We start from the raw sequence: 12098 nt of genomic DNA on the forward strand, positions 1-12098 counted from the left end.
CGCGGGCATTATCAGTCAATCCCCGTGAAAGCGATTCACGGTCTTTCTATTTTGGCGGCGGCTGATATTTTTACTGAGTAACCTCGCTGAGAGAGACTATCATATGCCCTAACAAGGTTCACTTTACTGAAGAAGGGCAGATTGCTTTTCACGTTTGCGACAGAGTCGCCCAATATTAGAAAAATCACTTCATATTCTGCGCTTCGAAAGTTGTCGAGTGGAATGATTTCGCGTGCAGCGTTACTGAAAGTACCCAATACCTTTCTGGCTGACTTTCTAAATTCTCGGTCTCCGAGCAATATCTCTGCGGCGACGCTCCCTTGTGCGAAAAGATGGCTTAGTCCAGCAGATCCCCCTTTGCGATGTTTGACGTGTATGAATTGCTTCTCAGTTGAAAGAAGATCGCACAGTTCAACTGAACTAGTCGATTTGTTGCTTTTGATCAGCCTCTTGTCTAATAGGTGATATCCGTGCATCTGAGAGGCCCTAATATTGTAATCACCTTCAGCCTCTATTTTTGCCTTCTCACCTTCTTGCCACACGTAGACCCCTGGAAATTGAAGATCAGAAACACCTATATTTGCTAAGCTAGAATTGATTCTCCCTATGAATGAGTTGTCAATTTCATACCAGGTTCCTCCAAATATTATGTTGGTTTTGTTCGCGTTTATTATTTCATAATAAATGCATTTGTATATTGAGTGATCAAATTCGTTTTCATGTATATCGAAAACATACAAATGATCTCTTTTAACCGACTCGATAGATATCTTTGCATCGTCAATCGTAGATAGATATTTTTCCGACGATACAGTCGGTGATCGATCACCTTTGGCTCGGGTAAAGCTGAAGCCGGTTATCGAGTCCCATTTTTCTATTTCTGGTAGTGTTATAACTATACCCGGATCACGGTCTTTGATTGCTTCAAGCAGAACCCGGTCTAACTGCTCTATATGTGATTTTTCCTTGATTCTTCTGACATTGTCTACCCATAGAAAGTCTGTTTTATAGTCATCTTTTAGGTAATGGGTTTTCAAATTTTTAGTTATGGTTGGTAAATCGCTGATCTTCATTTCAATACCAAATGAAAACATTGCGTCACCGCCAGAGATATTTTTGAAGTCTATACCTGGTTTAGGTGTTCCAGTCACAGCTCTCAATATATCTCTAGATATGTCAATGCCAAACACACTTATTTCTGAATCGCGCGCGGCCTGTGATCTTTTTTGAACCGGCTGGTCTTCTAATGTGTGAATATCTACGCTTCTTAAACTTTCGTGATTGAGAGTATTTAAGGCGGTTTTTAGCCCGAAGTCTTGAGCGAAGTTGGCAAGATTTACTAAGTGTCGGCCATAACCAAAAGTTATTGCGAATATGTCGGTATTTGTTTTTATGAATAATACCGCAGAGCTTGATTTGTTTCCGATCTGTATTACGTTGGTTCCGGTAATTGTGTCAACCAATTCGCTCCAACTCGGCTTTTTTTCAACTGTGCGCTTTACATATAAAACTCCTTCTAAGTCAAAATTCGCATCGAGTTCATATGGGACTACGTCCTTATCCAAAACTAGCAGATCCGAGAAACTGTTGATAACAGTATCTGGTTTCATCATGAATACATTTAAGTGACGATATTTCATTCCTGGTATCCTCCCTTCCCTAGATGATCTCTCGTGCATGGCATAACGCTACTCCACCTCTCTGGAAATTGCTATAGTTGAAAAGAGCTTAGCAATTGTTTTGGGAGGCTGAGTTTTCAGGTGTGGAGAAGGTCCATGGTCGTTGAGAGCTGGCTCATTAATGATAGGTGTTCGCGTCTGATGGCGCGGGATTTTTCGATCGGTCACGCCGCTGTGTTCGGCATTACGTATTAAGGAAAAAGATGAATAAGCCAGATGTTGCACTAATCTACGAAGAGGGCCTGCCAGGTGAGTTGTATGTTGATTTCGAGAAGGCGTTGCACAATCCAAATATCCGAATAGCGATCGAGTCTAGGCCCCCTAGTGGACCTCAGGCATGTCTTGAGTGGTTTATTTTTCCGATTGTCGCGGCTTACATAGCAAAACCTTACTTTAAGGCACTTTTTGGGGAGATGGGTAAGGACCATTACTTGCTTCTGAAGGAAACGCTTTCCGAAACAGCAGGCAAGGTGATGTCTCAGCCTAAAATAGAGCCAGTCCTCCTAGGATCAGCAGGTAAGCTGAGCACGGAAAATCCGTACTCCCTCGCTTTCTCCATATATGCGGAGGCAAATGATGGCAAACGATTTAAACTACTTCTCCCAAAGAAATCGTCGGTAGAAAATGACTACAACGAAATAGTTAATGTTTTCTTGGATTTCCTATCTGAGTATCATGCAGGAATAAAACAGCTTGACGAAATTGGTTTTGCCTCTAACTCCAATCCGCCGAGTGGGCTTATATTTGTGCGCGTTGATCCAATAACTAAGAGCATCGAATGGCTAGATCACAGGCGCAATGGATAATGTAGGGAGGGCGAGCCCGCAAAAAAGATCGGCCATCGTCAAAAATGCCTTCGAGCCTCCGACAGGCGAGTTTATTTTTGCGATTGCTATGACAAAGATTAGACCTTTTAAAGGTTTGGCAACCAGCTATCGAATTGAATTTTAAAGACTTATTCGTACAAAATTTTTATTCTTTATCGGAGTAGCTCGATATGTTTGAGATATTTAACTCTTTAATCGGTCAAGTTGGTGGTGCGGCAATCGTCATTACCGGACTTTCGGCTTGGCTGGGGAGTATCTGGAAGGATCGCATCAGCTTGAGAGAGAAGGCGACTTTTGAAGTTCTTATAGAAAAACTCAAATCAGAGCACTCTCGCCAGACACAGAATCTGGAAAGTGCATTGCAAACCGAGCGTCACCTGGTTCAATTGGGGCATGCAAATCTGATCGAAAAAAGAGCTGTATTTATCGACGAAAGCTACAAGCTTCTCGTTGATCTGCACGAAGCGATATATGAAACTATTCGACCCGATTATTTTGGGAGACAACGACCTTCAATCGCGCAGGCATATGAATCGGCATTACCAAAATTCGACGCCTTCGTTGAGGCTTATGAGAAAAATAAAATTTATTTTTCTAAGGCAACGTCAGAAAGAATTTCAGACTTCTATGTTTCGGCTGCTCAGACATTGGATCAGGCTAGAGTAGCCATGCGGTCAGGGGAGGCGCTGGGGCACGGTGAGACGCCTCACCTTCAAAAATTGTTCGAGAAAGTGAATTACGAAATGTATGAGACTCGGACGGCCGTCGAACAGGAATTTAGACAACTAATGCACGTGCAATGAGTAATATCTATTTTTATAGAGCTGTTTAATGTTGGGCTTGGATTTATGTCAGTCTTTTACAACTCTACGGATTGAAAACTTCCAGCCAGAAATGTCAGGATGTGACCGTTGGTCAGTCGGCGACTTTTGGCCGATTCTGTTGAAAGAGTCGGCTTCGATTTCCACGGTAGAAAAGTACGCGTCTGAGATTGAAATCCGTGTGTTTAGCAGAAGGTTCAGGGCTCAGATTTCACAAAGCAACATGCAAAAACGGCGTTGTCACCGGTCAATGTTTGGCTGGCCAAGCCGGATCGACTTTTTCAACACAATCGGTCGATTGCTGACCTTCGCCTAACGCTTGAACTGCCAGGATTTCCCTAAACGAAGAGTGAGCAAATGGATGGTCAGGAGATAGTAATAGCGCGTCGATTCTGCGTGCCGATTCAGGTGGTAATTTAGAAACCAGTCGAGATGCTTTTGCTGCCAGGTCCATGGATTGTCACGGTGCCAGCGATTAGACATCGCCGCTTGAATGGCCTTTGCTTGGCGTAGGTGACGCTCGCGTGTGGCATGCGACCCGGTCAGTACGCTTGCCAGGAACAGCTCCATATCGAATGGCTTGCTCATGCTCGTCCCCCGATATACGCAGATTACTACGTCGATACGACCGTGCCCGAGTTCATCGCTGATTTGGTCTCGGACCGTTTGATCGAGGCGTCGGTCGAGCTGGTAGCAACTGCCACCGTTGATGGGCGCAGGATGCTGGGTGATTTGCTCATAGCGTTCGCACGCATAGGCTGCCCGCAGTTCGTGGAAGCCTTTTAGGTTGTGCGCATGAAGGATGTCCCGGGCTGGACGGACGATTCGCTTTTGGAAATCGAGGTAGCTTCCGTTAGGTGCAAGCAGGTTGCGGCTGCCGCTGGGCGAGACCTGATCGGCAAACTTCAGCGCGTCACGAATATGATCATCTACCGTAATCCAACGAGGAGCTGATGCGCCCGAGCGGCCACCTTTGGTGCCGTCCTGAATGTTGATCTTACCGAATTGCTTGGCTTCACGATTTAGACGGGGTAGGTCCGCCAAAATGGCCTCACGTAAGCGCATGCCGGTGGCTCGCGCCAACTGGGCGATGGCCGCCGCGCGCGGCATTTGGGGTTCGCAGAGCACGTTGACGATCCGCTTCACGTGTTCGCGGTCTTGGCCTTGCGGCACCGAGCGACGTACACTGTTCCGCCGCATTCCCAGCGTCTTGCTCGGACTCGGCACTTTCACATACTGATCACCGCGAAGTGCGGCCATGGTGCGGTTTACGCTGGACAACCGGTTTTGCGCGGTGGCGATGCTGATAGCGCCTTGTTCAACTTGGTGACGCAGATGACCGGCGTAGTCCAGCAAGGTCCGCCAATCAATTTGCCTCGCATCGTTAAACCCGGGCCCATCCTCAGACCGACACCATCGTACAAATGCCAGCCAACGATCACTGTGCGCTTTGACCGTCCCGTAATGCCCATCGCCAAACAGATCTTTCAGCGCTTGCGGCCCCGCATAACTCAGTTGCCGTCCATAGCCAAAATTGCGCCCATCCCGTCTACCGACCAATGCCATGATCGAACTCCTCTCGAAGCCAAAACTTTTAAAACCTTCCCCACGTCATCCCGCCAAGAATGTTGAGTGTTATCAGGGATCAAGGCCCCTGCGACCTGTGAGGGTTGTCCACTAACGCGGGACTGACGGCTCTTTACGACCGGGAGCTTGGGCATCTCATGATCTGGCCTCCTGAACACTTCCGCAGAAGTGGGCGGGTGGAGGGCTACACTGGCTGACGAGACCCGTGCCGCGAGATCCTGAGTTGGGTGAAGGCAGTGATGCGATGACCCGGGCGTGCCTGACTGTCAGTCAGGTGCAGTCCATTCCGTAGGCTGCGGCACCATCATCTGCATCGCTGTTGCTGGTGACGTCGGTGTTTGTCACGCCGATTGTCACGAGGGGGAATGCCGCAAAGCCTTGTACGAGTTGGGCTGCAGCAGCGGTAGGAGCGCCCGTCTCTTTCCAGAAGAAAGAGACGGGCGCAGGTTGGCGCAAGGAAATGGCCAAGCGGATAGGTTGCTGCAAGGCAGCTACGAAGGAGTGTGAATTGCCGCAGTGGGCACTCTGGTAGAAGTAGGCATCCATCACATCGCTGTGACCGTGCGAGCCGCCGGACGCTAATCGCACTTTGGGAGAACCACCACGGTGTGGCGTAGCCTTAAAGGTTCGGGCTACCTGGGTTGCTGTCAATGACAGCGCTTTGCCCGATCTTTTCTACGCCTGTGGATAATATGGGTTAAGGCTCTAATTTTCGGGAGTTCTCCGGCTGTGGATGAAATTATCCAAGTGGAAATCTGTGGTTTTCCCTAGACAATTGCGAGAGCTTTAGATTTTTTAAGTGAGTTCCACCCAAGCAGTGCGGCTTTGCAGCCCTGTTTGGATTGACCCGCGTGGCAGAGCAGATTGCGAGAGTCTTACGGATGTACGCTCGCTTTACTGCGGCTCTTTAAAAGCCAAAGCAGTGTTAGCACCGTCGGCCAAAACAATGTGTTGAGAACGTCGTGAGCGCTTGCCTGCCAGCGCCAGTATTCGAAGCTTCCAATATCGTCTCGCCGGTCTACCCACTCGCCAGCACACGCAATGATGAGAACAACCAGCCAGCCAAGGTATGGCCTGAATCGTCGGGTGCCGACGATCAACGTTAGATAGATCGCCATGCCCGAATAGATATGCAACGCGTCTTTTGACAGGCCAGTTGCCGACGCGATGGCGAGCTTGATGCTTTGTGCGGTTGAGATATCCATATCAATTCTCCTCTCTGCGCCAACGCCAGACTTACGCTAGGCGCCATTGCTGTTGATCTTTCCAATGATCTGGAAATCCCATGAGTCTCAAATGATCCACTTCCTGCTGATCCATGACTTCGGCCAGGCGGAGCTTCCACTGGCTGTCTGGGCTGATCAAGTCGGTTAGGTAGGCCAGCATCGTCAATACAACGTATAGCCGCTGCTTGGGCTGAGGCCGGTCGGCGGAAGCCGTTGGGATGACCCATTCTTTGGGTAAGGATGGTCGAATCGAGAGCTCCCGGTTCCATAGCCGCGAGTGGTGGGCACAGCAGTTTCGAATGAAGGTCAGCGTGTGTAGCCAGGAGGCCAATACTTCGAAGGGCAGGCTGAATCGGGTGGCGATAGCTTTTTTATCTGCGCTTCTGCCTATGGCATTGAAGAGGGTAGACACCGTACCAAGGCTGAGTTCTTCCAGGACCGCCCAGGCGGGCGGCAGCTCGGGGTGGGCATAGGTTGCGCCGTAATATCGGAAATAATTGTCGCGCATGCGGTTTTCGATCCGCTGTTGCTGGAGCCCATCGGCCTGTCGGCCCTTTTTTATGCGGTCGATATCACGTCTGAGTTTGCTGTTCCTTGTTCAATTGCTCCCGCAACGGACGCAACAGATCAGGGTGTGAGTATGACGAGGAGAAGATTGATGCGTCGGCTATCCAGTCAGGTCCGTACTTAGGGCACATATGGTTGCTGATAGTCGCTCGTATGGCGACCTCGACACGTTCGATGGCATCCATGGTGATGCGCCGCAAAGAACCATCGAAGCGGTAGATGTCGACGATTGCCTTCAGTGTGCTACCGGGCTTGAAAGTATGTTCAGGGTCTGGCTCCTGAAAGGGGCGCATGTAGGGACTCAGGCGAAACAGCGTGACTACTTCGAGAAAACGCATGGCCCGATCATCATTGGCGATGTGTAAGCCTCGTCGCTTTAGCAGTTCCAATTGCTGTTCTACGCTGAGGGCCGGTTTGTCGAAGGGCCTCATGTAGTTTTCTCCAGGCAAAAAAAACCCGCACGATTTGAGCTTGCTGACTGGGTCAACCTAGGCTTGGCGGGTGTGTTGGAGTGCATTATAGGTAGGTGTAAGAGACCGTCAACGTTGGTTTGACGTGAAATTGTAACGAGTAGGGGTTTGAGCAAAGCGTGGTCTGCTGATGCCGATAAGGTCGTGCTGGCCCCTTCGGTTTAAACCTTCCAGAAACAACAAAGCCCTCGCATTTCTGCGAGGGCTTCGTTTTGTATGGTGCCGGCACCAGGAGTCGAACCCGGGACCTACTGATTACAAGTCAGTTGCTCTACCAACTGAGCTATACCGGCGTGTGGGCGACGATTATAGCGATTGGACGGGTTCTGTAAACCCCTGAATTCTGACTATTTTTATGCAGGCCTTGGCTCGGTGGCGCGGCGGCGGTGGTGTGCGGGTATGAATCGATGCACAGCCAGCAAAAATCTGCTCCTACTGCCTTAAAAAACCACCGTTATGTCGGTTTGTTTTAGCGCTTATGCACAATGGGAAGGAAGCGCCAAACGGAATCTTTCCTTTTTGTGACACTTTTCTCGTTTGCCCGCAAATCCCTGTTTTCATGGTTTTTTATCCATATGAACAAAAAATGAACAGCTTGGAGGCGCTCAGAAAATCACGACTTACTTGGATCCACGCTTATTTCATCAACAGAGTTATCCACAGGCTGTCGCGTGTGGCTGACGCTCTGCCAGCAGTAATAGATTTCTTGGCGTAAGAGGTGCTTCGCAGAAGATACCAAGGCGCACTTCGTAACCCTTTTGGCTGAGGAAAAGTGCCCGGTCCAGCACCAGCCAAAGCTCCAACGGCCGTCGGAAAAGGCCTCGCACCAGTTCCAGGTTGCGCACCTCGGCCAGGCGCTGATAACCCGCAGCCTCCAGTTGATCCCAATCGGGGGAACCGACTATGGATAATTTCTTCAGGGCCGCCAGGTCGGTGCAGTATTGGGCGAACGGTTTTTCCAGCCAGGCGCTGGGTAATGACGGCGTGGGCAGGTAGTCGTCGCTGCGGCGGATTTGCCTTTGCAGCAGGTCGAAGGCCAGGCGTCGGGCCATGGATTTGTCCCGTTGCCGTCGGACGCGCGCGCCGGCGGTGACGGTTTCGCTCAGTGGCAGGCCGAGGTCGTCCAACGACAGTTGCAGGCTGGATTGGCTGGCCGCATCGGACAGCGGCTGATACTGCGCCGTGCTGATGCGGTTGTAGCAGCACGGCGCGATAGCCATTTGTGCGCAGCCGGCGGCACTCGCCAGGTGCATGAGCCGCACATGCAAGTCGCCGCAGGCGTGGAGGGCTACCGGGGTGTGTCCCGGTTGGATCGTCTGGGCCGCGTCCGTCGCCATTACATCTTGCTGCAAGTGAAGGGCGGGCAGGTTGTGGTGCTTGCTCAGTTGCTGGCCGGCGGCGACCAGCATGGGGTCGTATTCCAGGCAGGTCAGTTGCTGATCGTCGTGCAGTAGCCGTCGACCCAGGTGGCCTTTGCCGGCGCACCAGTCGAGCCAGCGGGTCGGTTTGGTGGTGAAGTTCAGGCGGCTGGCGAAGGCTTCGATCTGCTGCCATTTGCGCCCGGGTACGTCGACGTTGAGGCGATGAGTTGACGCTTTCAGCAGGCTGGCGGGCAGCTCGGCGACAGCGCTCAATGCGCGGGCGGTAGCGGCCCATTGCGCAAACGGCGCGGGCGCGTCTTCAATCAACCACGGCTGGTGATGGTCGTTTTCCGCCGCTTGCAGCGAACGCGGGCGTAGCCATTGGGCCAGTTCGGGGTGGGAAGTTTCCCAAGGTAGCTGCAGAAGAGTGAAAGGGCGGGGCTTCCATAGCGCCTGGTGCTCTGTGAGAAAGGCATCCAGAGCCATGAAACGGGCGAGCAATGTTTCGCCCGTCAGCACCTCGCTCTCAGCGCCCTTGGCAGGCATCGACGCGCAACCAGCGTTCCAGTTGCTTGAAGCCTTGTACCAGGACGAAGGACATCAGCAGGTAGAACATGCCGGCCGCGAAGAAGATCTCTACCGGCAGGTAGGTCCGGGCGATGATCGTACGGGCCATGCCGGTAAGTTCCAGCAGGGTCACGGTGCTCGCGAGGGCACTGGCCTTGAGCATCAGGATCACTTCGTTGCTGTAGGCCGGCAGGCCGATGCGCGCGGCGCGGGGCAGCATGATGTACAGCAGCGCCTTGGGGCGAGACATGCCCAGGGCCCGCGCGGCTTCAATTTCGCCACGGGGAATGGCCTGGATCGCGCCGCGCAGGATCTCGGCGATGTAGGCGGCGGTGTGCAGGGTCATGGTGGCGGTGGCGCACCAGAACGGGTCCCGCAGATAAGGCCACAAGGCGCTGCTGCGCACGGCGTCGAACTGCGCCAGGCCGTAATACACCAGGAACAGCTGAACCAGCAGCGGAGTGCCGCGGAAAAAGAAGATGTAGGCGTAGGGCAACGCCCGCACGTACCACAGGCGCGATGAACGGGCGATGCCCAGCGGAATCGCCAGCAACAGGCCGGCGATCACGGCGATGGCCACCAGCTCCAGGGTCAGTGTCGCGCCCTGGGCCAGTTTCGGCAGCCACTTGATGATGACTTCCCAGTTCATTGGGTGCTCCTGGTGAAACCACGGGCCGCGCGTTGTTCAAGCAGGTGCATGCCGATCATGGCGAGTACTGTCAGCCCCAAGTACATGAGCGCGGCGACCAGATAGAAGGTGAACGGCTGTTTGGAAATGGTTACGCCGATTTGCGCGTGTCGCATGATTTCTTCCAGGCCGATCACCGAGACCAGCGCGGTGTCCTTCATCAGGATCATGAACAGGTTGCCCAGGCCGGGCAGGGCGATGCGCCACATTTGCGGCATGATCAATCGGGTAAAGATCCGCCATTTCGACAGGCCCAAAGCGACGCCGGCTTCACGGTGGCCCTTGGGGATCGCCAGGATTGCGCCGCGAAACACTTCAGTAGCGTAGGCGCCAAAGCACAGGCCGAGTGCGATGACGCCGGCGGCGAAGGCGTTGAGAGCAAGGTCGGGATTGCCGAAGTACTCACCCAAGGCGCGCATCAGGTTAACGGTGCCGAAATAGATCAACAGCACCCAGAGCAGTTCCGGGATGCCGCGAACCAGCGTTGAATAAGTGCCACCAAGCCATTGCAACGGCTTGTATGACGAGGTCTTGGCCAGGGCACCGAGCAGGCCGAGTACCAGCCCCAGGCATAAGGCAGAAAGGGCCAACTGGACGGTCATCAGCGCGCCGGCGGCTAGCGCCGGGCCGAATCCGTAGAGGTCAATCATCATGGGTATGTGTTCATATCGCGGCAGGCTTTGCTAAGGACCGGCGCCGTACAACAGCGGCGCCGGTCAGGCACGTCAGGATCAATAGATGCTGAACGGGAAGTACTTGTCGTTGATCTTTTTATAGGTGCCGTCGGCAACGATCTCTTTTAATGCGGCGTTCAGCTTGTTGCGCAATTCATTGTCACCCTTGCGCACGGCGATGGCGATTTTGTCGCCGTCTACCACCGCGTCACCTTTGAATTCGTAAGCCCGGCCAGCGTCGGTTTTCAGCCAGTCGTAGTTCGCGTATTTGTCTGCCAGGATCCCGTCGAGACGACCGGAGGTCAGGTCCAGGTAGGCGTTTTCCTGGGTGTCGTAGAGTTTCAGTTCGACACCTTCCATGTTTTCTTCCATCCAGGTGCCGGCGAGCGTGGAGCGCTGTGTCCCGATGACCTTACCCTGAAGAGACTCTTTATCGATTTTGAAATCGACGTTTTTCGGCGCGATGAATTGCAGTTTGTTGGTGTAGTACGGGTCGGTGAAATCCACCGCTTGCTTGCGCTCTTCATTGATCGAAAGCGAAGAGATCAGGAAATCGAACTTCTTCGCCATCAAGGCCGGAATGATCCCGTCCCAGTCGGAAGTGACCACTTCGCACTCGACTTTCATCTTGGCGCACAGGGCGTCGCCGATGTCTTTGTCGAAACCCACGACCTGGCCGCTGGCGTCCTTGTTATTGAACGGAGGGTAGGCTGCTTCGATGCCCATTTTCAGTTTGCCGTCCGCCATGGCGTTGGCCGAAAGGACCAGGCTGGCCGCAGCGGCCAAGAGGATTTTCCTGTAGGTCTGCATAGGTACTGCTCCGTTAGCGGTTGCTGGACATGAATTGTTTGCAGCGCGCCGAAAGCGGGCTTTCGAAAACCTGCTGTGGCGTTCCTTGTTCTTCGACCAGGCCCTGATGAAGAAATACCACTTCGCTGGAAACCTGGCGGGCAAAGCCCATTTCGTGGGTAACCAGCAGCATGGTGCGGCCTTCCTCGGCCAGGGCGCGGATCACACTAAGTACTTCCTGGACCATTTCCGGGTCAAGGGCAGAGGTGGGTTCGTCGAACAGAATCACCTTGGGCTGCATCGCCAGCGTACGGGCAATGGCGGCGCGTTGCTGCTGGCCGCCGGACAGTTCGGCCGGGTAGGCGTGGCGCTTGTCGGCGATACCGACCTTGGCCAGCAAGGCTTCGGCGACTTCGACGGCTTCGGCCTTGCTCTGGCCGAGCACCCGGCGCGGAGCCTCGATGATGTTGTCGAGCACGCTCATGTGCGGCCAGAGGTTGAAGTTCTGGAAGACAAAACCGATCTCGCTGCGTATGCGGTTGATCTGTTTGCCGTCGGCGGCTACCAGTTCGCCGTTTTTCGCCGCCTTGAGCTTTAGCTCTTCGCCAGCCACCAGGATCTGCCCCTGGTTGGGGTTCTCCAGCAGGTTGATACAACGCAGGAACGTGGACTTGCCGGATCCGGAAGAGCCGAGGATCGAGATCACGTCGCCGTCGCGAGCGGTCAGCGAGACGCCCTTGAGCACCTCCAGCTGGCCGTAGCGTTTGTGCAGGTTGCGGATTTCAAGCGCGGGCGTGGCCTGGGCCATGTGCGTTCCTCATGATATGTGCTCCCTTGCTGTC

13 protein-coding genes, 1 tRNA gene and 1 pseudogene are annotated in these 12098 nt (G+C 53.2%); 2 read left to right on the top strand and 13 right to left on the bottom strand.

Going from position 1 to position 12098, the window contains the following annotated elements:
• Nucleotides 1–35: 35 nt before the first annotated feature.
• Nucleotides 36–1640: a DUF6119 family protein gene (locus tag J3P91_RS01470; protein ID WP_434602528.1), complete on the bottom strand. Its 1605-nt coding sequence runs from the start codon at nucleotides 1638–1640 to the stop codon at nucleotides 36–38.
• A gap of 242 nt (nucleotides 1641–1882) precedes the next feature.
• Here J3P91_RS01470 and J3P91_RS01475 point away from each other — a divergent pair, with 242 nt between their 5' ends.
• Together J3P91_RS01475 and J3P91_RS01480 are read left to right on the top strand one after the other, a co-directional pair.
• A complete protein-coding gene (locus J3P91_RS01475) occupies nucleotides 1883–2485 on the top strand; it encodes a hypothetical protein (protein ID WP_434602529.1) in 603 nt (200 codons plus the stop codon).
• A 191-nt stretch (nucleotides 2486–2676) separates the two neighbouring features.
• Nucleotides 2677–3309: a hypothetical protein gene (locus J3P91_RS01480; protein WP_434602530.1), complete on the top strand. Its 633-nt coding sequence runs from the start codon at nucleotides 2677–2679 to the stop codon at nucleotides 3307–3309.
• A gap of 330 nt (nucleotides 3310–3639) precedes the next feature.
• Here the strand turns inward: J3P91_RS01480 and J3P91_RS01485 are convergent, their stop codons facing one another.
• From J3P91_RS01485 to J3P91_RS01540, 12 genes and pseudogenes are all read right to left on the bottom strand, one after another.
• Nucleotides 3640–3915: a hypothetical protein gene (locus tag J3P91_RS01485; RefSeq protein WP_434602531.1), complete on the bottom strand. Its 276-nt coding sequence runs from the start codon at nucleotides 3913–3915 to the stop codon at nucleotides 3640–3642.
• Nucleotides 3912–4893 (bottom strand): annotated as a pseudogene (locus tag J3P91_RS01490) (integrase domain-containing protein). The gene J3P91_RS01485 and the pseudogene J3P91_RS01490 overlap by 4 nt, the downstream one beginning before the upstream one ends.
• Before the next feature lie 291 nt (nucleotides 4894–5184).
• Entirely contained in the window at nucleotides 5185–5460 is a 276-nt protein-coding gene (locus J3P91_RS01495) for a hypothetical protein (protein WP_434602532.1), read from the bottom strand.
• A 329-nt stretch (nucleotides 5461–5789) separates the two neighbouring features.
• Nucleotides 5790–6119 (bottom strand): hypothetical protein, encoded by a 330-nt coding sequence (locus J3P91_RS01500; protein WP_434602533.1) that lies wholly within the window; start codon nucleotides 6117–6119, stop codon nucleotides 5790–5792.
• Nucleotides 6120–6150: 31 nt separating this feature from the next.
• On the bottom strand, nucleotides 6151–6648 hold the full coding sequence (locus J3P91_RS01505) for an Abi family protein (RefSeq protein ID WP_434602534.1): 498 nt from the start codon (nucleotides 6646–6648) through the stop codon (nucleotides 6151–6153).
• 64 nt (nucleotides 6649–6712) lie between these two features.
• Nucleotides 6713–7138: an Abi family protein gene (locus tag J3P91_RS01510; protein WP_434602535.1), complete on the bottom strand. Its 426-nt coding sequence runs from the start codon at nucleotides 7136–7138 to the stop codon at nucleotides 6713–6715.
• A gap of 256 nt (nucleotides 7139–7394) precedes the next feature.
• Nucleotides 7395–7470 (bottom strand) — tRNA-Thr (locus J3P91_RS01515).
• A 360-nt stretch (nucleotides 7471–7830) separates the two neighbouring features.
• Entirely contained in the window at nucleotides 7831–9084 is a 1254-nt protein-coding gene (locus tag J3P91_RS01520; protein WP_434602536.1) for a methyltransferase, read from the bottom strand.
• A complete protein-coding gene (locus J3P91_RS01525) occupies nucleotides 9065–9754 on the bottom strand; it encodes an ABC transporter permease (protein ID WP_434570279.1) in 690 nt (229 codons plus the stop codon). Before J3P91_RS01525 ends, J3P91_RS01520 begins: the two co-directional genes overlap by 20 nt.
• Nucleotides 9751–10446, bottom strand: coding sequence for an ABC transporter permease (locus J3P91_RS01530; protein WP_434570277.1), 696 nt, complete (start codon nucleotides 10444–10446; stop codon nucleotides 9751–9753). The genes J3P91_RS01525 and J3P91_RS01530 overlap by 4 nt, the downstream gene beginning before the upstream one ends.
• A 78-nt stretch (nucleotides 10447–10524) precedes the next feature.
• Entirely contained in the window at nucleotides 10525–11277 is a 753-nt protein-coding gene (locus J3P91_RS01535; protein WP_434602537.1) for an ABC transporter substrate-binding protein, read from the bottom strand.
• 13 nt (nucleotides 11278–11290) lie between these two features.
• Nucleotides 11291–12064 (bottom strand): ABC transporter ATP-binding protein, encoded by a 774-nt coding sequence (locus J3P91_RS01540; RefSeq protein ID WP_434602538.1) that lies wholly within the window; start codon nucleotides 12062–12064, stop codon nucleotides 11291–11293.
• Nucleotides 12065–12098 lie beyond the last annotated feature (34 nt).

The organism is Pseudomonas sp. Z4-7, from assembly GCF_051131965.1.
GTDB lineage: Bacteria > Pseudomonadota > Gammaproteobacteria > Pseudomonadales > Pseudomonadaceae > Aquipseudomonas.

Excerpts from the sequence above, each read along its gene's own strand:
- J3P91_RS01520 (WP_434602536.1), bottom strand. The coding sequence starts at position 9,084 with ATGCCTGCCAAGGGCGCTGAGAGCGAGGTGCTGACGGGCGAAACATTG.
- J3P91_RS01495 (WP_434602532.1), bottom strand. The coding sequence starts at position 5,460 with ATGGATGCCTACTTCTACCAGAGTGCCCACTGCGGCAATTCACACTCC.
- J3P91_RS01540 (WP_434602538.1), bottom strand. The coding sequence starts at position 12,064 with ATGGCCCAGGCCACGCCCGCGCTTGAAATCCGCAACCTGCACAAACGC.
- J3P91_RS01475 (WP_434602529.1), top strand. The coding sequence starts at position 1,883 with ATGAATAAGCCAGATGTTGCACTAATCTACGAAGAGGGCCTGCCAGGT.
- J3P91_RS01505 (WP_434602534.1), bottom strand. The coding sequence starts at position 6,648 with ATGCGCGACAATTATTTCCGATATTACGGCGCAACCTATGCCCACCCC.
- J3P91_RS01470 (WP_434602528.1), bottom strand. The coding sequence starts at position 1,640 with ATGAAATATCGTCACTTAAATGTATTCATGATGAAACCAGATACTGTT.
- J3P91_RS01535 (WP_434602537.1), bottom strand. The coding sequence starts at position 11,277 with ATGCAGACCTACAGGAAAATCCTCTTGGCCGCTGCGGCCAGCCTGGTC.
- J3P91_RS01485 (WP_434602531.1), bottom strand. The coding sequence starts at position 3,915 with ATGAGCAAGCCATTCGATATGGAGCTGTTCCTGGCAAGCGTACTGACC.
- J3P91_RS01500 (WP_434602533.1), bottom strand. The coding sequence starts at position 6,119 with ATGGATATCTCAACCGCACAAAGCATCAAGCTCGCCATCGCGTCGGCA.
- J3P91_RS01530 (WP_434570277.1), bottom strand. The coding sequence starts at position 10,446 with ATGATGATTGACCTCTACGGATTCGGCCCGGCGCTAGCCGCCGGCGCG.
- J3P91_RS01510 (WP_434602535.1), bottom strand. The coding sequence starts at position 7,138 with ATGAGGCCCTTCGACAAACCGGCCCTCAGCGTAGAACAGCAATTGGAA.
- J3P91_RS01525 (WP_434570279.1), bottom strand. The coding sequence starts at position 9,754 with ATGAACTGGGAAGTCATCATCAAGTGGCTGCCGAAACTGGCCCAGGGC.
- J3P91_RS01480 (WP_434602530.1), top strand. The coding sequence starts at position 2,677 with ATGTTTGAGATATTTAACTCTTTAATCGGTCAAGTTGGTGGTGCGGCA.